The organism is Pedobacter sp. Bi27 (genome assembly GCF_918698255.1).
Taxonomy (GTDB): domain Bacteria; phylum Bacteroidota; class Bacteroidia; order Sphingobacteriales; family Sphingobacteriaceae; genus Pedobacter.
Genome location: NZ_CAKKMW010000003.1, coordinates 40728 through 62793 on the forward strand (window position 1 = coordinate 40728; position 22066 = coordinate 62793).

The 22066-nt window shown below is 38.4% G+C and carries 19 protein-coding genes and 2 tRNA genes; 7 read left to right on the plus strand and 14 right to left on the minus strand.

Annotated features, from left to right (window positions below; translation table 11 throughout):
* The first annotated feature begins 75 nt into the window (after nt 1–75).
* Both LQ227_RS10285 and feoB read left to right on the plus strand, forming a co-directional pair.
* Nucleotides 76–291 carry a FeoA family protein gene (locus tag LQ227_RS10285; RefSeq protein WP_055913318.1) on the plus strand — a complete coding sequence of 72 codons (216 nt, stop codon included), beginning with the start codon at nt 76–78 and terminating at the stop codon, nt 289–291.
* Nucleotides 292–302: 11 nt separating this feature from the next.
* On the plus strand, nt 303–2411 hold the full coding sequence (gene feoB, locus LQ227_RS10290; protein WP_371823050.1) for a ferrous iron transport protein B: 2109 nt from the start codon (nt 303–305) through the stop codon (nt 2409–2411).
* Nucleotides 2412–3271: 860 nt separating this feature from the next.
* On the opposite strand, the gene LQ227_RS10295 is transcribed toward feoB, so the two are convergent.
* Nucleotides 3272–3748 carry an Lrp/AsnC ligand binding domain-containing protein gene (locus tag LQ227_RS10295; RefSeq protein WP_025145395.1) on the minus strand — a complete coding sequence of 159 codons (477 nt, stop codon included), beginning with the start codon at nt 3746–3748 and terminating at the stop codon, nt 3272–3274.
* A gap of 156 nt (nt 3749–3904) precedes the next feature.
* Between LQ227_RS10295 and LQ227_RS10300 the strand changes: the two genes are divergently transcribed.
* From LQ227_RS10300 to LQ227_RS10310, 3 genes are all read left to right on the plus strand, one after another.
* Nucleotides 3905–4021, plus strand: a tRNA-Asp gene (locus LQ227_RS10300).
* A gap of 72 nt (nt 4022–4093) precedes the next feature.
* A tRNA-Asp gene (locus LQ227_RS10305) sits at nt 4094–4238 on the plus strand.
* Nucleotides 4239–4386: 148 nt separating this feature from the next.
* On the plus strand, nt 4387–5403 hold the full coding sequence (locus LQ227_RS10310) for a LacI family DNA-binding transcriptional regulator (RefSeq protein WP_230144300.1): 1017 nt from the start codon (nt 4387–4389) through the stop codon (nt 5401–5403).
* A gap of 52 nt (nt 5404–5455) precedes the next feature.
* Here the strand turns inward: LQ227_RS10310 and frr are convergent, their stop codons facing one another.
* The 6 genes from frr to nagA all read right to left on the minus strand — a co-directional run bounded on the left by frr (nt 5456) and on the right by nagA (nt 14052).
* Complete coding sequence (frr, locus tag LQ227_RS10315) at nt 5456–6019, minus strand: ribosome recycling factor (protein WP_230144301.1); 564 nt, start codon at nt 6017–6019, stop codon at nt 5456–5458.
* A 39-nt stretch (nt 6020–6058) separates the two neighbouring features.
* Nucleotides 6059–6763, minus strand: coding sequence for a UMP kinase (gene pyrH / locus LQ227_RS10320; protein ID WP_029279061.1), 705 nt, complete (start codon nt 6761–6763; stop codon nt 6059–6061).
* A 132-nt stretch (nt 6764–6895) separates the two neighbouring features.
* On the minus strand, nt 6896–8521 hold the full coding sequence (locus LQ227_RS10325; RefSeq protein WP_230144302.1) for a hypothetical protein: 1626 nt from the start codon (nt 8519–8521) through the stop codon (nt 6896–6898).
* A 139-nt stretch (nt 8522–8660) separates the two neighbouring features.
* Nucleotides 8661–11933: a TonB-dependent receptor gene (locus LQ227_RS10330; RefSeq protein ID WP_230144303.1), complete on the minus strand. Its 3273-nt coding sequence runs from the start codon at nt 11931–11933 to the stop codon at nt 8661–8663.
* Between the two features lie 213 nt (nt 11934–12146).
* Nucleotides 12147–12950: an MBL fold metallo-hydrolase gene (locus LQ227_RS10335; protein WP_230149263.1), complete on the minus strand. Its 804-nt coding sequence runs from the start codon at nt 12948–12950 to the stop codon at nt 12147–12149.
* A 10-nt stretch (nt 12951–12960) separates the two neighbouring features.
* The gene (gene nagA / locus LQ227_RS10340) at nt 12961–14052 is read right to left on the minus strand and encodes an N-acetylglucosamine-6-phosphate deacetylase (protein ID WP_230144305.1); all 1092 of its coding nucleotides are present in this window, start codon (nt 14050–14052) and stop codon (nt 12961–12963) included.
* An 85-nt stretch (nt 14053–14137) separates the two neighbouring features.
* On the opposite strand from nagA, the gene LQ227_RS10345 reads away from it, so the two are divergent.
* Nucleotides 14138–15343: an FN3 domain-containing metallophosphoesterase family protein gene (locus tag LQ227_RS10345; protein WP_230144306.1), complete on the plus strand. Its 1206-nt coding sequence runs from the start codon at nt 14138–14140 to the stop codon at nt 15341–15343.
* 194 nt (nt 15344–15537) lie between these two features.
* Here the strand turns inward: LQ227_RS10345 and tsf are convergent, their stop codons facing one another.
* The 7 genes from tsf to pnuC form a co-directional block, all read right to left on the minus strand.
* Complete coding sequence (tsf, locus tag LQ227_RS10350; RefSeq protein WP_108197831.1) at nt 15538–16383, minus strand: translation elongation factor Ts; 846 nt, start codon at nt 16381–16383, stop codon at nt 15538–15540.
* A gap of 129 nt (nt 16384–16512) precedes the next feature.
* Nucleotides 16513–17373, minus strand: a complete 861-nt coding sequence (gene rpsB / locus LQ227_RS10355; RefSeq protein WP_029279074.1) for a 30S ribosomal protein S2 — start codon at nt 17371–17373, stop codon at nt 16513–16515.
* Nucleotides 17374–17391: 18 nt separating this feature from the next.
* Nucleotides 17392–17778, minus strand: a complete 387-nt coding sequence (gene rpsI / locus LQ227_RS10360; RefSeq protein ID WP_029279076.1) for a 30S ribosomal protein S9 — start codon at nt 17776–17778, stop codon at nt 17392–17394.
* A 3-nt stretch (nt 17779–17781) separates the two neighbouring features.
* Entirely contained in the window at nt 17782–18225 is a 444-nt protein-coding gene (rplM, locus tag LQ227_RS10365) for a 50S ribosomal protein L13 (RefSeq protein ID WP_010602007.1), read from the minus strand.
* Between the two features lie 382 nt (nt 18226–18607).
* Nucleotides 18608–19141, minus strand: a complete 534-nt coding sequence (locus tag LQ227_RS10370; protein ID WP_230149264.1) for an ORF6N domain-containing protein — start codon at nt 19139–19141, stop codon at nt 18608–18610.
* Nucleotides 19142–19183: 42 nt separating this feature from the next.
* Nucleotides 19184–20149 carry an AAA family ATPase gene (locus LQ227_RS10375; RefSeq protein WP_230144308.1) on the minus strand — a complete coding sequence of 322 codons (966 nt, stop codon included), beginning with the start codon at nt 20147–20149 and terminating at the stop codon, nt 19184–19186.
* Nucleotides 20146–20808: a nicotinamide riboside transporter PnuC gene (gene pnuC, locus LQ227_RS10380; protein ID WP_230144309.1), complete on the minus strand. Its 663-nt coding sequence runs from the start codon at nt 20806–20808 to the stop codon at nt 20146–20148. Before pnuC ends, LQ227_RS10375 begins: the two co-directional genes overlap by 4 nt.
* A gap of 147 nt (nt 20809–20955) precedes the next feature.
* Here pnuC and LQ227_RS10385 point away from each other — a divergent pair, with 147 nt between their 5' ends.
* Nucleotides 20956–22023, plus strand: coding sequence for a mechanosensitive ion channel family protein (locus tag LQ227_RS10385; protein WP_230144310.1), 1068 nt, complete (start codon nt 20956–20958; stop codon nt 22021–22023).
* Nucleotides 22024–22066 lie beyond the last annotated feature (43 nt).

The following is a 22066-nucleotide window of genomic DNA, read 5'->3' on the forward strand; positions in this document are numbered from 1 at the left end:
TAATTTATATCCCGCGCACAACTATCTTATTTGGAATAAATCTAAAGAAAGGTTAACTTGCGCCAAATTTAGCACATGAAACTGTCGCACCTAAAAGTTGGAGAAAAAGGAACAATAGTAGCTTTTACAGATTTAGATATGTCTGTGAAGTTAATGGAGATGGGCTGCTTGCCGGGTGAGGTGGTAGAGGTAGAGCGTTTTGCTCCTCTGGGCGATCCAATGGCGATCCGTGTTGCTGGTTATCAGCTTTGCTTGCGTAAAAGCGAAGCCGATGTTATCATTATTCAATAAAAAAGCTGGGTTTGGATATTAAAGTTGCGTTAGTTGGTAATCCCAATACAGGTAAATCTACTTTATTTAACCGTTTAACAGGGTTAAATCAAAAAATTGGAAATTTTCCAGGCATCACTGTCGATAAGAAAACAGGTTTTACAAAACTTGCCAATGGTAAAGAAGCCGAAATAATCGATTTACCCGGAACCTATAGTTTATATCCGAAAAGTGCTGATGAAAGTATCGTTTTTCAGGTACTTGCCGATAAAAAAAACAATAGCCACCCTGATGTTATTGTCCTCATTGCCGATGCTTCCAATTTAAAGCGCAATATGCTTTTGTATTCGCAAGTGGCAGATTTAGGCATTCCTATGATTTTGGCCCTGAATATGATCGATCTTTCGGCTAAACAAGGGATCGAGATCAATCTGGATAAACTTGCAGCGAAACTGGGCGTCCAGGTGGTTCCCATTTCAGCACGGAATAACATTGGGATCGACAAACTAAAACAAGCCATTGCCAATACCAATAGAATTGCCACACAGTTGCAGGATGTGGATGTGAATTTTCTGGCTCCTGAAGCTATTAATGCCATAAAATCGAAACTTAATTCTGATAACGATTATTATGCGCTGCAGGTTTTGCACCAGCATGAGCATTTAACTTTCTTTACCGAAAAGGAACAAGAAGAAATTGAAAATATAGAGCAGTCGCACCATTTTGAGTCTTCAAAAATTCAGGCTGCAGAAACCATTGCTAGGTACAAACACCTCAGTACTATTTTATCTGATGTGGTTGTTGATAAGGGTACCGAAAAGAAGTTTTCTTTCAGCGATAAATTAGATGCTATTTTAACCCATAAAGTATGGGGATTTGCCATTTTCTTACTGATTCTTTTTGTTATTTTCAATGCCATATTTGCCTGGTCATCCTATCCAATGGACTGGATTGAGACTGGTTTTGGTTTTATTACCAGTATTGGTCACGAATATTTGCCGGCGGGCATGCTTACCGATCTGTTATTGGATGGTGTTGTTGCCGGGCTAGGCGGCATATTCGTGTTTATCCCACAGATTGCAATACTTTTTGCCTTTATATCCATTTTGGAAGATACCGGCTACATGGCCCGTGTTACCTTTATGATGGATAAAATTATGAGCAAGGTTGGCCTTAACGGTAAATCGGTGGTACCGATGATAGGTGGTTTGGCTTGTGCAGTTCCGTCTATTATGGCCGCCAGAAATATCGAAAACTGGAAAGACAGGATGATTACCATCATGGTTACCCCTTTGGTAAGCTGCTCGGCGAGGCTTCCGGTATATATATTAATCATTTCGCTAATTATTCCTTCCAAAACCGTTTTAGGTGTTTTTAACCTGCAGGGACTAGCGCTAATGGTGATGTACCTGGTTGGGATTATTGCTGCGGTACTGGTGGCCTGGGTAATGAAATTCATCATCAAGACCAAAGAAAGATCTTATTTTATCATGGAATTGCCGGTTTACCGCATGCCAAGGTGGAAAAATGTTTTCTACACTATGTACGAGAAATCAAAAACCTTTGTTTTCGAAGCGGGTAAGGTTATCATCGCCATTTCCATCATCCTTTGGGTAATGGCCTCTTTTGGGCCAGGAAACCGTTTCGAAAGTATCGATAAAAAATACGAAACCGCTTTGGCTGATACCACAAAAAATACAGATCACATTAAAACCCTGGTAGCTACAGAGAAGTTAGAGAACTCTTATGTAGGTATCCTTGGCCATTGGATCGAGCCTGCCATCCGCCCGCTGGGTTACGATTGGAAAATTGGTATTGGTTTAATTACCTCCTTTGCTGCCCGCGAAGCCTTTGTAGGTACTATGGCTACGATTTATAGTGTCGATGGCGGTGATGAGGATACAAGCACCATTAGAGAGCGTATGTCGGCCTCGGTTAACAGTCGTACCGGTTTGCCTGTATATACTTTTGCTACTGGAATTTCATTAATGCTTTTTTATGCTTTTGCCATGCAATGTATGAGCACAGTAGCTATTGTTTACCGCGAAACTAAAGGCTGGAAATGGCCGGTTATTCAATTGGCTTATATGACAGCCATGGCTTATGTTGCTGCGCTGGTTGCTTATCAGTTGTTGAAATAGCTTTTCTTAGGGTGTCACCCTGAGGGGTAATTTATTGTATAAAAATCAATATGAATGACGTATATATTTGGTTATTGCCCTTGGCTCAACCTTGCCTCGGCTCGCCGCCGCCTAAGGGCTCTTTCTTTTTGGCATCAAAAAGAAACAAAAACTGCCGGCTGAAAATTTTTCTTTCGAAGCCAGCAGGTAGGCTTGGGCAGTGCAGCCCGAAAAATTTGTTAGGCCGGATTTAAGTAGAACGGGGATACCGTACTATGGCCTAGCTGGATGGAAATGCGAAATTTGTTAAAATGTTGATTAATAATTATTTGCAAAATAACGTCAATGGTAGCGTAGTCGAAGGGCATTGTCAAAAAAATATTATCATTATTTGGGTTTGGAGAGCAGTGTCTGTATAGCTATTCTGGTTTCTTCCCCGCTTTCCGTTTTACTTTGCCTGCGGCTTCGTGTTCACTTTAATCGGGTCTAGGTGGCTCGTTAGGTGGTGCTATTTTTGGCTCGATGCATACCTACCTCTTATCTTTAGTTTAAAGATCTCTCCACTCCGCGTTGCTCCGGTCGAGATGACGATTTTTCGATTGTAGTCTGTCAACAATAGCGTAGTCGAAGGGGCCGATAGGCAATTTGCTATTTATTGCATTGACCTTTGTTCCTAAACCCGGTAGTAGCGGCAGCCCGATTCTTCATCGGCTATAGCGAATAACGGGACTACTATTCCCGAAATCCCACTCAGCGTTCATTTCCTGATTATTAAGAATAACCAATAGCGTTTTACCATATAAGGCATATGAGATCATTTAAGCTTCGTGTTCTTAAATGAAATCTTTTTGCTTTAGTCTTTTACCTTTAGTCTTTGTGCTTTAACCCAGTTCAATCTGACGCTTAATGCTCTCTTCTAACGAGATTAAAGTCTCTGTGCGCTGAATACCGTTCACGGCCTGTATTTCTTCGTTTAAAACGTGGCGTAAATGATTGGTATCCCTGCAGATAATTTTGGCAAACATACTGTAGGCACCGGTAGTATAATGCAATTCTACCACTTCTTTAATTTTGCTCAATTGTGCAACTGCATCTTTGTACTGGATTCCTTTCTCCAGGTAAATACCCAAAAAGGCACAAATATCATATCCAGCCTTCTGCGGGTCAATGATTAAGTGCGAACCCTTAATAATCCCCATTTCCTGCAGTTTTTTCATCCTAACGTGTATCGTTCCGCCCGAAACAATCAGATCTTTAGCGATTTCTGTATAAGGTTTAGTGGCATCCTGCATCAATTGTTTCAATATATCGATGTCGAGGTTGTCAATTTCTAAATTGGAATTGTCTTTTTTAAGCATATTTTTGAATTATGATAAGCGAATTTACGAATATTTATCAATATTATAAAAATAAAATTAAATGTTTAAAATATTTGCAAGGTATTGGTTGTTCCTTTACATTTGTATCAAGCAATTAACAAAAAGGAAACGTTCTTTCAAAATTGCATAACATAATGTAGGGTGGTGAAACAGGCAGACACACCTCCTTGTCTCGGTGGCGGAGAATAATGGGAATATACCGGTTTCGGTACTAACCACTCCTTGAAGGTTCGATTCCTTCCCCTACAGCCAGTTCAGTTGGCAATTTACAGTTGGCAGTTTAAAAACTGAGAATTGGAAATTGAAAACTGTTAACTTTTAAAATGTTGGGTGGTGAAATTGGCAGACACGCCTCCTTGTCTCGGTGGTGGGGAATAATGGGACAAACGCAGTTTATTGGGTTGACCACAAATTAATTTTTTGAACTGTAGCTAACTACCCCTTGAAGGTTCGACTCCTTCCCCAACAGCATTTTTTATGAATAATAAGTTAGTTAATTGAGCAATCCTGGATAGGTTGCTCTTTTTCTTTTTAGACTAGTTTTTTTCATAACCCTCCTATATTTATAGATATATTGTTATATTACCAATCAAAATTTTATTCGTTCAATGCCTGTGATGAAGAAACGCGTTTCGATTAAAGATATCGCTAAACAATTAAATATTTCTATTACAACCGTATCGTTTGTAATTAATGGGAAAGCAAGAGAAAAAAATATTAGCGAATCGCTTACCAAAAAAGTTTTAGAACTGGTTGCTGAATTAAATTATCAGCCCAATACCCTTGCAACAAGTTTAAGAACAGGCAAAACAAAAATTATAGGATTCTTGGTTGATGATATTTCTGAACCTTTTTTCTCGGGTATAGCACGCCGAATTGATGAAATTGCTTCGAGCCTTGGTTATAAGATACTTTTTAGCAGTACTAGAAACGATACCGAAAAGGCAATAGAATTGCTGCAGATTTTTAAAGACAGGCATGTTGATGGCTATATAATGGCCTTGCCTGAAGGTTTGGAAGAAGAAGTTAAAAAACTGATTCAAACAGACGCTCCAGTTGTACTATTCGATCGGTATGTACAGGACGTTAAAACAGATTATGTAATAATCGATAATCAAAGCAGCACCTACGAAGCTACCGAGCACCTCATTAAGAATAATTATAAAAAAATAGGTTTTGTAACCATCGATACCTTACAGCAACAGATGGTAGACCGCTTGGCGGGTTACGAAAGTGCTGTAAAAAAATACAACTTGCCGGCATTTGTGAAAAAGATTAAATATGTAAACTCTGCCGAATCAATTGAGGAGATGATCAAGTTTTTTAAAGCAGAGAAACAGCTGGATGCGGTCGTTTTTGCAGCCAACTATATTTGTTTAGACGGTTTAAGAACTTTTAGAAAACTAGGTATTCAGATCCACAAGGATATGGCTGTTGTTTCTTTTGATGATTTTGAAATCCTGGAGTTTTGTGAGCCTCCGGTTACGGCTATTGCACAGCCTCTTGAGGCGATTGCAGAAAACGTGATGAAAATTTTATTGAACAAGCTTAAGAAAGTAGGAAAACCTGTCGAAAACATGCAGGTGTCGTTACCCACTATCTTAAATGTTAGGGGCTCAAGCGCAAAGCAATAAAAAAAGGGAATAGATTTAAGTCCATTCCCTCTCTTATTGTGTTTTATACAGATTAAACTGTCATTACATCTTTTTCTTTAGCTTCGGCGTGTTTGTCAACCTTGATGATATAAGCATCGGTTAATTTTTGCACTTCGCCTTCACCTGTTTTAATCTCGTCATCAGAAACACCTTCGCCTTTCAGTTTTTGAATTTTGGTATTGGCATCTTTACGGATGTTACGAACGGTAATGCGGCCTCTTTCGGCTTCTTCCTTTACTTTTTTTACCAAGTCTCTTCTACGCTCTTCTGTTAAAGGCGGCACAACCAGGCGGATAACAATACCATCATTTTGTGGATTGATACCAATATTGGCTACCTGAATAGCTTTTTCAATCGCAGTTAAAAGTGATTTTTCCCAAGGTTGGATTACGATTGTTCTGGCATCAGGCGTATTAATGCTGGCTACTTGTGATAATGCTGTAGCTGCGCCATAATAATCCACGAAAATACCATCCAACATTCCAGCTGATGCTTTACCAGCTCTGATTTTAGTTAATTCAGATTCACAATGATCGATGGCTCTATCCATTGCAGATTGAGCATCCATTAATTGTAATTGTATGAGGTCGTTCATAATTGTGTGTATTTCTACAAAAATAATAATTTTTATTCCTTATTTAACCAGGGTTCCAATAGGTTCGCCATTGGCGATTTTCATGAAGTTGCCATGTTTGTTCATATCAAACACAATAATCGGCACTTGGTTTTCTTCGCAAAGGGTAAATGCGGTCATATCCATCACGTTAAGCCCCTTATCGTAAACTTCCCTAAAAGAAATTTCATCGTATTTAGTGGCCAGCGGATCTTTTTCAGGATCGGCCGTGTAAATCCCATCAACACGTGTTCCTTTTAAAACAACATCAGCTTTGATTTCGATAGCACGTAAAGCTGCTGCAGAATCGGTTGTGAAGTATGGATTTCCTGTTCCTGCACCAAAAATAACCACACGGCCTTTTTCTAAATGGCGAACAGCTCTTCTGCGGATAAATGGCTCACAGATCTGCTCCATTTTAATGGCAGTAAGTAAACGTGTTTTAATCCCCACTTTTTCTAACGCATCTTGCAGGGCCATAGAGTTGATAACTGTTGCCAACATGCCCATATAATCGGCCTGTGCCCTGTCCATCCCACTTTTTTCGGCGCTTAAACCTCTAAAAATATTTCCTCCTCCAATTACGATTGCGATTTCTAAACCTTTATCGTGTACGGCTTTGATATCTTCTGCGTATTGTTTAACGCGTTCATTATCAATTCCATATTGTTTGTCGCCCATTAGCGATTCTCCGCTAAGCTTTAATAGGATGCGTTTGTATTTCATGACCTCAAAAATATTAACAATTTTTTACTTACGGGCTATCGTTTTAATATTTGATGTAAATATTTAATTAGGTTAGGTATATAAATAAAAAAGGGCGATATTTTCATATCACCCCTTCTGTTAATGGATTAATTATTGTGCTTTAGCAAGCCATAATGAGGCATTTAAATGCAAAGCTGGATGAGAGGTGTATCCAGATGGTACATCACCAGACCAACCATTAAATAAATTATCGTTCGTATCGCCGGTTCCATCATCAGAAGGCGAACTATCGCCAACAAAGGCTACCCTTCCACTTCCATATGTCGAAATTAATGCCATTACACCATTATTACTTCCTAATGTGCTGCTCATTCTCCAAAATAATCCTTGTACTGTAGAATTTTCTGTCGGAAACAAGGTTGCAGTTGTACCATTATAGAAAGCTAATTTTGAAGCATTTCCGGCAGCACCATTTAAAACCAGATTGGCACTGGTACTTGTTCCAGAGTAAACTTTTGTACTTGGTTTTTCGCTAATGTCAACATAATCTACATTGAAGCCGAAAGGTTTGTTGTTGTTAATGCCGTTATTGCTCATCAAATCATTCCAAACTCTTGGAGAATCGTAGCCATCGCCATCTCTGTCTGAAGGATTATAACCATTTGCATCTGTTCCGGCTGTACTTGCAGCAGTATGATCGGCCACCATCATTAAACCGCCGCCATTGGCCACAAAATTCATAATTGCCGTTTTTTCGGCGGCAGTAAATAATTTATTCGGTTCAATAACCACGTAAACATCGTAATTTTTTAAATCTTGGGGATTAGCGGTATTGCCATAAGTAATCGCAGTGCCGCCTGGCAAAGTTTCTACCAGTTCGCCACGTTTTACCAATTCTACGGCCCAGGCAGACATGGCGCCTTTCCAGTAGGTTTCAGGAGTTGAAGCAGTTATACCGGTATATGAGGGTGTAGGAAATCTCTGTGCTTTAAGTTCAACAGAGGTTCCTCCTTGATAACCCGGAACGCTTTCTGTACCATCTGCATCTATCTGCCAATCGGCACTACCTGCATTTTCCAATTTTGAAGCATCAAATAAAAACTTCTTGCCCGTAAGTACAGGATTTGTACCTGGATCGGTACCACCACCGTTATCATTAATGGTAATATCATCAAAGTTTATTCTGTTTGAAGCACCTGAAAGTTTTCTGATTTCTAAGCGGACATTTCCAGTAAGATTTAGGCTGAAAGATTGTATTTGTAAAGTTGACGTACTAGTTATATTGGCGCCCGACTGGGTCCAGCTGCTTCCACCATTATTTGAATACCATAAACCCCATTGACTGGCGGCATCGGTGCCATAAGTAGCATGTTGAATGCTTACCGAACTAATGCCGGCTGCAATATCAAACTGCATCGTAATTTTTCCCGAGTTACGGATACGGGCAGACCATGAACCATTTTTCTTATCAGCAGCAAGATTTCCGATTAACGCATCGAAAAAATTCCATGACTTTCCGCTAAGTGTAATGTCATCTCCACCTGCTGAGCCAGAAGGAGAAACATCATAAGCCGTTTTAGGACTGGTTGAGCCTACCTCAAAATTTTCTAAAGTTTGTGCCGTGAGTGTAGCATTTGAAGCAGAGAGACCCAATACTTTTACTTTAGGTAAAGCGTTTTGGCTGGTTTCAATATCTTGTTTTTTACAAGCGCTAAAGCTTAATAATGTAGCAAACGCTATTAAAGCGAAGCCTGTTAATTTAAATTGTTTTTTCATAATATTGATAGATTGAAGATATTAAACCTACTTTAATTATGTTAAGCAATTATTGCCGGCTTGTTACATTTACATTATCCCTTTTTATCCAAAATGGCTGAATCGTTATCCGATCCAGCCATTTTTTGATTTTTAAAAATTATTGATTAAATCTATATTTTAACCCAAATTGGATTCTCCAACGGGCAGTTTCATCAATATTGCTTGAAAATGTATTAACCAAAGGCACGCTGTTATCTGCATTTAGGTAAGGGAAAGAAAATGTAGGCTTACCTGATGTTGCATCCACTCCTTTAAAGTTAAGGAGTCCGTTAGCCCTATTGGCAAATTTTGGAACTCCCCAGGTTTTATTGATCATATTTCCGAAATTGAAAATATCAAAAGTAAGCTGAAGAGAATGCTTTTTACCTTTCAGGCTTGCGAATAAATCTTGTGCTAGTCGAATATCAAGCGTACCGATTACATTACCAACAAGGCCATTTCTTTCTGCATACTGGCCTCTTTTTTTGTTAAGATAATTGTCTTGACTGATGTAGCTGTTTAATTGACCCCAAAGCTGATCAGGTGTGCGGGTATCAGCAGCATTTTCTGGTACCAAAACAATGTCGGATTTATTTGCCGGAACATAAATTAAGTCGTTTCCGCTTAAACCATCATTGTTTAAGTCGTTTCCATAAGTATAGGAATATCTAAAACCATCCTGTAGTTGATAGAACATAGAGAATGTTGTACCTAAGTGGTTGATGTATTCTTTTCTGTAAACAACAGAGGCAATAAAGCGGTTTTTAACCATATAGCTTGAATAAGAAAGTGCATCTGTATTCGGGCTGCCAGAAACCTGACGGTCTCTCCACATACTTTGAGCAATAGAGCCACCATCATTAACTGATCTCGAATCGGTATAAGTATAACCTGCAGTTGCAAAAAGGCCACCTGCAAACTCTTTTGATAATGTTCCTGTAATTGCTAAACTATGGCCTTTATTGGTATTGGTCATTACAATTGCATCAGAAATATTTGGGTTTGCAGGAGTAGGGGTTGCTGAACCATAAATCCTTGAGCTGGTGTATCTTGGGCGGTTATCAGCGCCTTTTAAAAGGGTATATGCCGAAGTGTTTAAATTCACATTGCGGAAATAAACAGAATTAATGTCTTTTGAATATAACGCTTCGATTGTTCCGGTTATACCGCCAGGCAATTTCTGATCAACAGCCAAATTTGAACGCCAAACCTGCATAAATTTAAAATCCTGTTGGGCTACTGCCAGATTGTAGGCAGTGTTGTTTGCTGCTGTAGCCTTATTTACATTTCTATAAGCATCTACGTTGGGGGTAAATGGTCTGTTGGTTGGGTTGTTAATCGATTCTGAACCAAATTGAACACCATTGTTGCTGGCCTGGTTAGATACCCAAACCAGTGGAGGTCTTCCTGTAAATAGCCCGGTACCGCCTCGTACTTGTGTTTTTCCGGCATGGTTTACATCCCAGTTAAAGCCTAAACGCGGAGACCATAAAATAGAACTTTTAGGAAACCTGCTCACATCAATTTTTTCGTCATTTTCGAAAGTCAGCTTTTCTACATTTGGGTTGCTTAGTGATGCTGGTGAAGAAACGCTGGTTAAATCTGCACGTAAGCCAAGGGTTAATTTTAACTGATCGTTAACCGTAAAAGCATCTTGCGCATACAAGCCATACATATTCGACTGGATTTCTGCATAAGGGAATGATCCATCAGGCATAACCGAATATTGGACCTGGTATTTCGTTGCATTCGATACACCATTATTGGCGCTGTTATAAAAATCGGCAAGGCTGTTAAAGGTATAGGCACCATAATAGTTGGGAGCGAAACCGTTAAGCGTTCTGTAGCCTTCATAATTGGCGCCCAATGTTATTTCGTGGCGGCCTGCATAGATATTAAAATTATCTGTGATCTGGTAAACTTTAGTTTTCAAGGTGTTAAAAGCAGTAAAAGGTTCGTAGCCAAAAGCAGTATACGAACTTCCATCAGGATTCATAATATCAACAAGTGGAAAAGGTTTGTTACCCTTTGATTCTCTAAAATCGTTCATGCTGTTGTAACCAACAGTTAACTGATTAGAGAATTTATTGTTAAAGCGTGTTCTAAACTCAAGATTAACGTTATCCATGTTGTTGTTTATGCCATATCCTGCCGATTGAAAAGGAAGGCCCAACTGCGATGGCTGGCGGTTATTTTTTGGAGCACCGCTATTACTTGGCAAAATATCTTTATAAGATCTGAAATAGAAATATTTTAAACTTAAAGTGTTTTTATCATCAATATTATAGTCTAATTTGGCAGATAGTTTATCGCTCCTGGTTTTTAAAGCATAATTTTCGTAAGCCCCCGGATCGTAACCAAGTGTTTGTAAAAAAGAACTTAACTTATCTAAGTCTTCGCCTTTTGCCTGAGATATATTTGGTCCTGTGCTTCCACCCCTTGAAGCTGAAAATCCAGTTCCTGGATCTGATCTTCTTTCCAATTCTCCACTGGCAAAAAAGAATAATTTATTTTTAATAATCGGTCCGCCTAAAGTAAACCCATAACCTTTAAGGCTAAAATTGGTTACCGGCACCTTTAATCCAGCATAGTTGTAATCACTTACTAGGTCCTGATTTCTATAGTAAGTATTTAAAGAGCCTTGAAATTCATTTGTACCACTCCTGGTTACCGCATTTATTGCAGCACCTGTAAAACCACTTTGACGAATATCATATGGTGCAATATTTACTGTAATTTCTTCGAAGGCGTCCATATTTATCGGTTGAGAACTTGTTTGGCTTCCAATGGTACCCTGTAAGCCAAATGCATTATTAAACAGCGCTCCATCAACCGTAAAATTGTTGGCCAGGTTACTTCTTCCCGCAATACTTGGGCTTCCAAACTGTAAAGAGAACTGAGGGGTAAGCTTCACAAAATCGGTAAAGCTTCTGTTTAAGGTTGGCAAATTTTGAATTGCTGTTCTTGATATATTCTGTGATGCACCCGTTCTTCCCGAGTTAAAAACTTTACTTTGTTTTCCTGATACCGTAACTTCTGATAAATTACTGGCGTCTTCACTTAAAGATACATTTAAAGTAGAACTTTGGCCAAGGGCCAATTTTTCAATACGTTGTGTCTGATTTTTAAAGCCAATAAATGAAACGGTAATGGAGTAAGGGCCACCAATACGCATGGCTGGTAAATTGTAACGGCCATCCGATCGGGTAGAAGTGGCATATCTCGAACCTGACGGTTCATGTATGGCAATAACTGTAGCCCCGCTAATTGGCCCTTTAGCATCGACAACCATTCCATTTATAGAGGCTGTTGTTTCATTTTGCGCAACAGCATCTATTTTTAGGAGTATCAAAAATAGAAATGTTGTAAATAGAAGTAAGGTTTTTTTCATGAGTAATTTTTAAGCAAAAATACTCCGACTTACTGTAGCTAATGTTACATTTATATTAATTAATGGTTAACAGTTTCCCTTGCTTAGGAAATATTAAGTTTAAATTCAGCGCGTTTTCGGTAAGTAATTGATGTTTTATTTTTTCGGCGCTACGTTGCGGGGGTTTAATATGGGTTACAATGAAAGAAACTTTTTTAATGGCATTACCATCTGTTAAGCTTTTAAGTTTGCCAATTTCACTATAAAAAAGCTTTGTGTAAGGTGCCCGAATAATTGTTTATCAGGCTGTTCATTTGGGAAAGAAACCTCCAAAAAGATGGCTTTTAATTGGCCTTTATTAATCAACGGAGATATGGTTTGCCATAAGTTGGCAAGTTTATCCGATTTTTCAATTTCATCTGCACCGGTATCTCCAAGGTACAATACATAACTATCATTGTGACTGATCAAAAAAGCAGTGCTTTTATAGGGATTGCCATGACTTAGCTCAAAAGCCCTTACTTTCATTTCCGTTCCTTCAAGCGGATAAGTTTCACCTTCATTAAGTGGTGAGTAGGTGTACTTTTTTAGTTGTGGTTTTTCGCCTTCATTTGCAAAATTGGCCCAGGCATCCCAGGTAAAATATTTATCCCTCAAAATATTCAGTACCGAAGGTATTCCGTAGATGTTTTTGGATGTATCGGCTGGTGAATTGATAATCAAACCTGCTACATGATCTAAATGTGCATGTGAGATCAAATATCCTTTAATCTGTTTTCGCTGAATTTCTTCGCTTATTCCGCTTAATGATTTATATTCTATGGCCTTTTGAATACCGGCATTTATGGTGCCTGCATCTAAACAAACATAATTTTCGCTGCCTTTTGGAGCAATCATATAAGAGGATAAATTACTCTCATCATCTCCGCCCTTCACCCCAAGGGGTATTATTGTAAAAGCAGTACCTATTTCTTGTCCCCAAGAATTACTGGTATAAACTGATAAGAATATTATCGCTGCGAGGATTTTTTTGAACATGTTAAATTAATTATATCGTTTCGCCTTTAAATATGACCTCTTTTAAATTCAGGTCATCGTCAAGTACCAATAAGTTTGCCTGATGTCCGGTTTCTATCGCTGCAGTAAGATTTTCGATCCCAATTAATTTGGCGGGGTATAACGTTCCCATTTTTATTGCATCATTTAAGCTGATGTCACAATGTGATACACAATTTTTAACAGCTTCTAACATCGTGAGCGATGAGCCGGAAAGTGTACCATCAGGCATAACATATTTATTGCCTTTTTGAACATGCTGATACGGCCCTGTTGAACAAGCAGTAACCGCATCGGTGATGAGGAACAAACGTTCTTTTAAAAGTTTTTGGGCAAACTTAACCACTTCGAAATCTACGTGCTGACCATCGGCAATAATGCTGGCCATAGCTTTGTCGTGGCTAAAAACAGCGGTCGGGATACCCGGTTCGCGGTGATGGATAGGACTCATGGCATTAAAAAGGTGTGTAGTGGTCTGGATGCCTTTGTTATAAGCAGCCGTTGCCTCATTGAAGGTCGCATTACTATGCCCTAAAGAAACCAATACTCCGTTAGCTAACAAATATTCGATCACTTCGTCATCCTGCAGTTCTGGGGCAATGGTCATCATTTTAATTACGCCATCACCAAAATCAATTAATTTCTTAATTTCATCTAACGAGGCCTTTCGTACAAAGGCCGGAACATGGGCACCTAAGCGTTTTGGATTTAAAAATGGCCCTTCTAAATGTAGCCCCAAGAAATTTTTTGCAGCTGTACGGTGTTCTTTAGCTGCTTTGATACATTCATCAAAAACTTCAGGAGAATTTGTTGCCATACAAGCTAAAAAGCCTGTAGTACCTTTTTTAAGCAGATCGTTTTCCATGATGCTTAACGATTCAGTGCTTGGCTCGGCTGAAAATAACCTGTCGCCAGCACCATAAATCTGTAAATCTATAAAACCTGGTACAACGAGCGAATGGCTGGTTTCTTTGTTGTCGCTTTCCTTAATATTGGAAATTAGAGCGCCATTAATTATGATGTTCTGATTTTTTTTTAAATCGTTGCCCTTAAAATAGGAGATATTGGAAATTACTTTAGGCATATCAAACGTTTGAGTAAATTTAATCTTACACGGTCAAAGTTAAATATTGTAGCTATATATTTGGGTAATAAGATAAAATAACCAAATGAATGAAAATCAGTCTAATAGAAGGGGTTTTTTAAAGGCCGGACTAACTTTAGGTGCTACTACTTTGGTAGCTCCAGCAATGGCGATTGCAGATGTACCCGCTGAGGAAGAGGGTTTTAAAATTGCAGTAGGCCCTTATCTCCAAACCAATTTTAATAACTCGATGACCATTCTTTGGTTAACCAATAAAAATGCTGCTGGCTGGGTAGAATTTGGAGAACAGGCAGATCAGCTTGGCCAAAAAGTATATGGAAAGGCCGAATTGGGTTTAATGCAGGCTAATAGCAAGTTAAATGCCGTAACGCTCAAAAATTTAAAACCAGGAACAAAATATTATTACAAAATTGTTTCGAAAGAAATTAAAGATTTCCAGCCTTACAAATTAACCTACGGCGTAACGGTAAGCAGTGCTGTTGAAGAATTTGTGAATGCAGACCGAGCGAAAGATGAGGTTTCGTTCTTAATGATGAATGATACGCACGATCGCCCGGAATCAATCCCTCAATTGTTAGCGCTTGTTCCCGATAAGAAGCAGGACTTTATTTTCTTTAATGGAGATATATTCGATTATCAAACCGATGAGAAACAGATTATCGAACATATGCTGCAACCCTGTGTAGATAATTTTGCAAAGCATACACCTTTTATCTACGTAAGGGGCAATCACGAAACACGTGGTAAATTTGCACGTGAATTTCCGCAGTATTATATGCATGTTGGCCATGCAGCTTTTACCTTAGGGCCTGTTCGCTTTGTAATTTTAGACACTGGTGAAGATAAAGAAGACGCACATCCAGTATATGCCGGTATTGTAGATTTTGATGATTATAGAGCTCAACAGGCTGAATGGCTGAAAACAGAAATAAATTCAAAGGAATTTAAAAGAGCACCATTTAGAGTAGTATTGATGCATATTCCACCACGCTTTTCGGGCGATGCACATGGACCAAAACATTGCACTAAACTATTTGAGCCATTGTTGAATCAGGGTAAAGTAGACTTGGTTTTAAGTGGTCATACCCATAAGTACATGGTGCATCAGCCTGATAAAGCATTAAACCATTACCCTTTAATAATCGCTGGTGGGCCAAGGACAGGAACAAGAACAATTACCAAAATAAAAGCAGATAGAAATAAACTTGTGGCGAGTATGATCGATGATTCGGGTAAGGAAGTAGGCGCTTATACTGCACTTAGAAAGTAGGGTGGATAACTGGTCGTCATTTCGAGCGGAGTGTAACGTAGTCGAGAACCACGAATGCCCCGCGAAGCTAAATCTAGCTTGATAGATCTCTCCATTTCACTGCGTTTCAGTCGAGATGACGGAAATTATTGGAATATAAGGCATAAAAAAAGTCCTGATGAAAATCAGGACTTTTTAATATGATTCATAAGTGCTTATGCACCTAATTGTACACGTTTGAAAGCCGTTACCGTTAAACCTTTAGAAGTGTTATCTAAATATTTACGCACATCGATAGAACTATCTTTAACAAACTCCTGGTTTAATAAAGTGCTGTCTTTGTAAAATTTATTCAATTTACCAGCAGCAATTTTCTCAACCATTTCTTCTGGTTTGCCTTCTTGACGGATAACGTCTTTAGCAATCTCGATTTCACGTTCGATAGTAGCAGGATCAACACCGTCTTTATCAACAGCAACTGGGTTCATTGCAGCAATTTGCATCGCAACATCTTTACCAGCTTCGGTAATATCTGCACCATTAGCGCCTTCAAATACTACTAAAACACCCATTTTACCATTAGAGTGGATATAAGAAACGATTTTCTCGCCAGATATATTTGCATACTCTTGAATAACGATTTTCTCTCCGATTTTACCGGTTAGTTCAGTTATGGTTTCGGCAACTGTACGTCCATCTTCCAAAGTAATCGCTGATAATTCTTCAGTAGTAGCAGGATTGTTGGCAACTGCAGCAGCTAAAACGGCCTGAGCCAGGTTACGGAAATCTTCAACTTTAGAAACCGGCTCAGTTTCACAAGCTAAAGCAACTAATTTACCATTTGTGCCATCCGCTGAAACATTGATAGATACCAGGCCTTCAGAAGTAGCATTACCAGAACGAGCGGCAGATACTTTTTGACCTTTTTTACGCAATAAATCAACAGCAGCTTCGAAATCGCCATTAGCTTCTAATAATGCTTTTTTGCAATCCATCATACCAGCACCAGTTTGTTGGCGTAGTTTATTTACATCAGCGGCAGTAATTTGTACTGTAGACATTTTATTTCCTTTTTTAAATTTTACAATCTTGTTACAACAATTACAGGTTACAAGTTACAAGTGCCAAGTTAAACTCATGTTAAGCCAACTTAAAACCTGAAACCAGTAACCTGCAATTAAAAAATATTACTATTCTTCTGTTTTAGTTTCTTCTGATGAAGGAGCTTCAACTTCTGCTTCAGCAGTTACCTTTTTAGTAGTTGGTCTTTTTTCACCAGCTGCTCTAGGCTCTTTTGATTCAGGTGCATCAGCTGCAACTTTCGCTGCTACTGCTTCTTTTTCAGCTTCATCATCTTTTTCGCGTTTACGCTCATCTAAACCTTCTTCAATAGCTTTGATAATTACATCAGTAATTAAAGAGATTGATTTGGTAGCATCATCATTCGCCGGGATAGGGAAATCGATGTTAGAAGGATCAGAGTTAGTATCAACCATCGCAAAAGTAGGGATGTTTAATTTTAACGCTTCAGTAACTGCAATGTGTTCTTTCTTAACATCAATTAAGAATAAAGCTGCAGGTAAACGGTTTAAATCAGCAATACCACCTAAAAGTGATTCTAATTTAATACGCTCACGTTGAATCATTAAACGCTCTTTTTTAGATAAGATCGAATAAGTACCGTCTTTAGTCATTTTATCGATGTTAGACATCTTTTTGATTGACTTGCGAACAGTAGCAAAGTTAGTTAACATACCACCTAACCAACGTTCGGTTACGAAAGGCATGTTTACTTTTTTAGCTTGTTCAGCTACGATTCCTTTTGCTTGTTTTTTTGTTGAAACAAATAATACTTTACGTCCTGATTTTACGATTTGTTTAATCGCAGCCGCAGCTTCTTCAGTTTTAGTTAAAGTTTTATTTAAATCTATAATGTGAATTCCATTACGCTCCATGAAAATGTAAGGAGCCATTTTTGGATTCCATTTACGGGTAAGGTGACCAAAGTGTACACCTGCATCCAATAAGTCTTGATAAGTTGTTCTTGCCATTGTCTTTGCCTCCTGTGATTAACGTTTACTGAATTGGAATTTCTTACGAGCTTTAGCACGTCCTGGTTTCTTACGCTCAACCATACGCATATCACGCGTCATTAGTCCTTTAGCACGTAATGCAGGTTTTTTCTCCGCATCTAGTTCAACAATCGCTTTAGCAATAGCTAAACGAACAGCTTCTGCTTGTCCTTTTACTCCACCACCCTGTACATTTACAGTGATATCATAACGACCTACAAGCTCAGAAACTTCTAAACTTTGGTTTACGATATATTGCAAGGGTAAAGTTGGGAAATATACTTTGTGATCTTTACCGTTAACGGTAATTGCGCCAGCACCATCTTTTAAGTAGATACGTGCAACAGCTGTTTTTCTTCTTCCTGAAGTGTTAGTAACTGACATTTCTTAAAGTTTAATGGTTTTTGGAGATTGAGCCGCATGAGGGTGAGTTTCACCTGCATACACAAAAAGATTGGTGTATAATTTTTTACCCAATTTAGTTTTCGGTAGCATACCGCGTACCGCTTTCTCGATTACACGTTGAGGGTGTTTCGCCATTAACTCCTTAGGAGAAATAAAACGTTGACCACCTGGATAACCAGTATAAGAAACATATTGCTTTTCGCTGAATTTGTTTCCTGTCAATTTAACCTTGTCTGCATTAATAACGATAACGTTATCTCCGCAATCTACGTGTGGGGTGTACTCAGGCTTGTTTTTACCACGGATGATCATAGCGATCTTCGATGACAAGCGCCCCAAAATCTCGCCTTGCGCATCAACAACAATCCACTGTTTGTTAACAGTTTTCGCATTGGCCGAGACAGTTTTGTAACTTAACGTATTCACTTGCTTGTATTTAATTTATTAAACAATTTATTATTCCCATTAAATTTGGGACTGCAAAGATAGATAGAATACTTTTATTATCAAATAGTTGAAGAGAAAATTTTTGATATAAAATTATCGTCATTGCGAAGAGCACAGCGATGTGGCAATCTAATTGTTGCTTTTTGTAAAGCGTAACCTGTAGTTCTTTGGGTGGTTCCAGTCGGGCTTTACGCTAAATCTTTTTGTTTTTTTAAGCTTTGATAAATTTTCTTGCCTCGGTGCTATTAATTTGTCAAAGCAAAAAACAATAAAGGGTATCGCTGCAATCCCGTTTAAGAATCCGGGCTAGTACAATTATTAAAGGTAGGGGGTAAAGTGTTTAAATATTTAATACTATCTGTCACAAATCATCAGGCATATAACCAATCCTTTTCCTTGGTCCAGTTTTCTTATCGATAAGTCTATCCAGGTAGGTAAAAACCAACTCAATATTTTTATCATGATTATTCAGCGTCTTTTTAATCTCTTCGATTTCAAGTTTGAGCTCGCCATTATCAATAATAAATTGACGGATGCGGGAGAAAATCCTTACAATTTGAATATTCACTTGAATCGCTTGCTTACTATTTAATACACTCGAAAGCATCAGTATGCCATGTTCGGTAAAAACAAACGGGAGTTTTCTTCTTCCTCCCCAACTTGAAGTCGCAAATTGCGACTTCAAGTTTAACCATTCCTCATCATTAAGTTGAAACATGAAATCTTCGGGAAATCTATCTGGATTTCTGCCAACTTGCTCATTGAGGCGTTTAGTCTCTACACCATATAGCTCCGCTAGGTCGCTATCGAGCATCACTTTAAGACCTCTTAGCTCGTAAATTTTATTAACTACAATATTGTCAGGGATGATAGGAAGCACTTGTTTAGCTGTCATATCATTTTTGGATTTGAATTGAAGATACAAAAAATAGATTCTTTAAACCAAAATTGAATCTATAATCTTTTTGATCATTTCTTCCCGCTCTCTATAATTACCACTGATTTGAATGTAGTCTATTCCACGTTTTTCTAGCTCTGCCTTAAAAAGCTTAAACATCTCCAGCCGCCTGTTTCCAAAATCGCGGAGGTGGTCGGCTACCCATTCTACATCAATATCTAGCAGAAAATATAAATCGTATTTGATTTCATTTTCAAGATCGTTTAGGATATCCGGAATCTCATTTAAATAATATCGCGAGTATATCTTTGTAGTAATTAAATCGGTATCGCAAAAAACAATCTTATTGGCGCTGTTGGTTTTTTCTTTTACCCTTTCAGTTTGTGCTGTCCCAATTTTGATAATGTCATCGACAGTAATATCGTTCGAGGTAATTAATTCGCGCGCAACTTCCGGAACGAAGGTAGTTTGATAATGTATAGCCATTTTTTCGGCCATTGTCGATTTTCCTGTGCTTTCTGGTCCGTAGAAACAAATCTTCTTTACAAAATATGGTCGGACTTCTTTTGGAATAAATTCCCAATATTGAAACGGATGGTTTCTGATTAGGGTTGCTGAAACGGGGATGGATTTTCTTAGCTCGTCAAATAAGATGTGTTCCGCTTGTAAATTGAAGGCAAATGGTTCTCCATAAAACTCGGAGCTAAAAAGAATATCAATTTTTGGATATACCTCCCGCATCCTGATTGCCCAAATATTTGTCCTTTCATTTACAGACAGGGTTTCATCATCAAAATTATCAGCAATAATGGCTGGTTTGATGCCTGGTTGATCCTTAAAAATCTCTTTGATCCATTCAAAACGTAAAACCGGATCAATCTTGTCCTCAGGAGTAAAGCTCATTGATACAATCAGCTCATCACATTGGGAAGCAGCGAAGTTAATCAATGCAATATGCCCATTATGAATCGGCATAAATTTGCCAATCACTAAGCCTCTTTTCATGCCGTTTTAGTATAGCTTCTATATTCTTTTATCCAATGCCACAATGCAAAAGCTGCAATGATGGTGAAGATGACATATTCTACCCCCATAAACTTGATGCCTTTTAAAAAGTACAGGTAAGTAGCCACTACATCGATGATCAACCAGATAATCCAACATTCTACTCTTTTCTGGATCATTAGAAAAGTGGTAATTACACTCATTACAAAAATAAATGAATCGACAAAAGGATAAGCACTTGGCAGGTTGAAGAGTAGTGGAAGCCAATTGTGGAGCTGACTGGCCAGAGTACCCATCAGCAATGTGCCAACAATACCTATCGCCAGTAAGATTAAAAACTGCCTTACAGGCATAAAACTAATTTTAAGCTCTTTGTTTTTGTCTTCTTCTTCCGGTTTTGGATTTGTCCATCGCCACCAGCCCATAATGTTGGTTATAAAAAAGAAAGCCATCAAAAACATGTCGGGGTAGAGCTGGTTTTGGTAATATAAAAAGGCTGATAAAAATACATTAACAATGCCAGCGGGCCAGCTCCAAATGCTAGCTTTTGCTGAAAGAATAACTGAAATAATCCCCGTAATTACCGCGAAGAATTCCAGGTAGCTCATTTTATATTCAAGAACCGTGAAAAATATACTTTTGGCATCGAAAAAATCCATCTTTTCTTTTTTGAAGATCTACAAAATGCTAATGTAAATAATTTATTTGCGGCTCTTGGTTTTCTGTTGGCAAACAATCCAAAAATATAGCTGTTATAAGAATATCCATAGGCTGATCGCCGTATTTATTAACCACAAATTTCGTTTATGCAGTATATCGACCAGATTTTCGGTTATCCAATTCCTTTGTTTTTTAAGAACCTCATTATTGGATTAATAGCGGTATCTCTTGGTATTTTAATCAAGTTCATCATTCACAAAACTTTCATCCTGCTTTCGCGTTGGTGGGATTTTATCATTATAAAATCGACAGTAAAGCATTTGAGGAGACCTGTAGCTATTTTTATTCCCTTATTGTTCCTTAACTTCTCATTAACGCTGATGGAGATGGTGCCAACATATCGTCTTCCAATAACCAAGATATTAGAAATTGCCCTGACGATTACTTTTGCGCTTATTTTGGTGAGGACAATTAACGTTTTGGAAGATTATTTCTACCTGAAATATGATCTAAACAAAGAAAACAACCTAAAAGAGCGAAAAATCAGAACACAGTTACAGTTTGTTCGAAAGTTTATTATTTCGCTTATTATTTTAATTACTGCTGCTATTATTTTATTGAGCTTTGAAAGTATGCGCAAAATCGGAGCAGGGCTGCTTACCGGGGTGGGCATCGGCGGAATTATTATAGGCTTTGCAGCACAGAAGTCGCTCGGAAATTTATTGGCCGGTTTTCAGATTGCCTTTACCCAACCGATCAGGATTGATGATGTTTTGATTGTGGAAGGCGAATGGGGTAAGGTAGAGGAGATTACTTTAACCTATGTGGTGGTTAATATCTGGGATCAACGGCGGTTAATCTTACCGATTACTTATTTCATCGAAAAGCCTTTTCAAAACTGGACCCGTGTTTCTGCCGATCTGCTCGGAACGGTTTTCTTATATCTGGATTATACGATCCCTATTGAACCGATGCGGCAAGAATTATCCAGATTATTGGATGCTAATCCGCTTTGGGACAAGCGCGTAAATGTGGTACAGGTTACCGATAGTACAAAAGACGGTGCCATCGAAGTCCGATTTCTGATGAGTGCTTCTAATTCTTCAAGGGCTTTCGATTTACGCTGCCATGTAAGGGAAGCTATGATTTCGTTTATTCAAAGAAATTATCCTGAAAGCTTACCGAAGCAAAGATTAGAGTTTAAGAAACAGTAATTTATACATGTCAGTCTGAATCTGTCGAAGATTCCTTAAATAC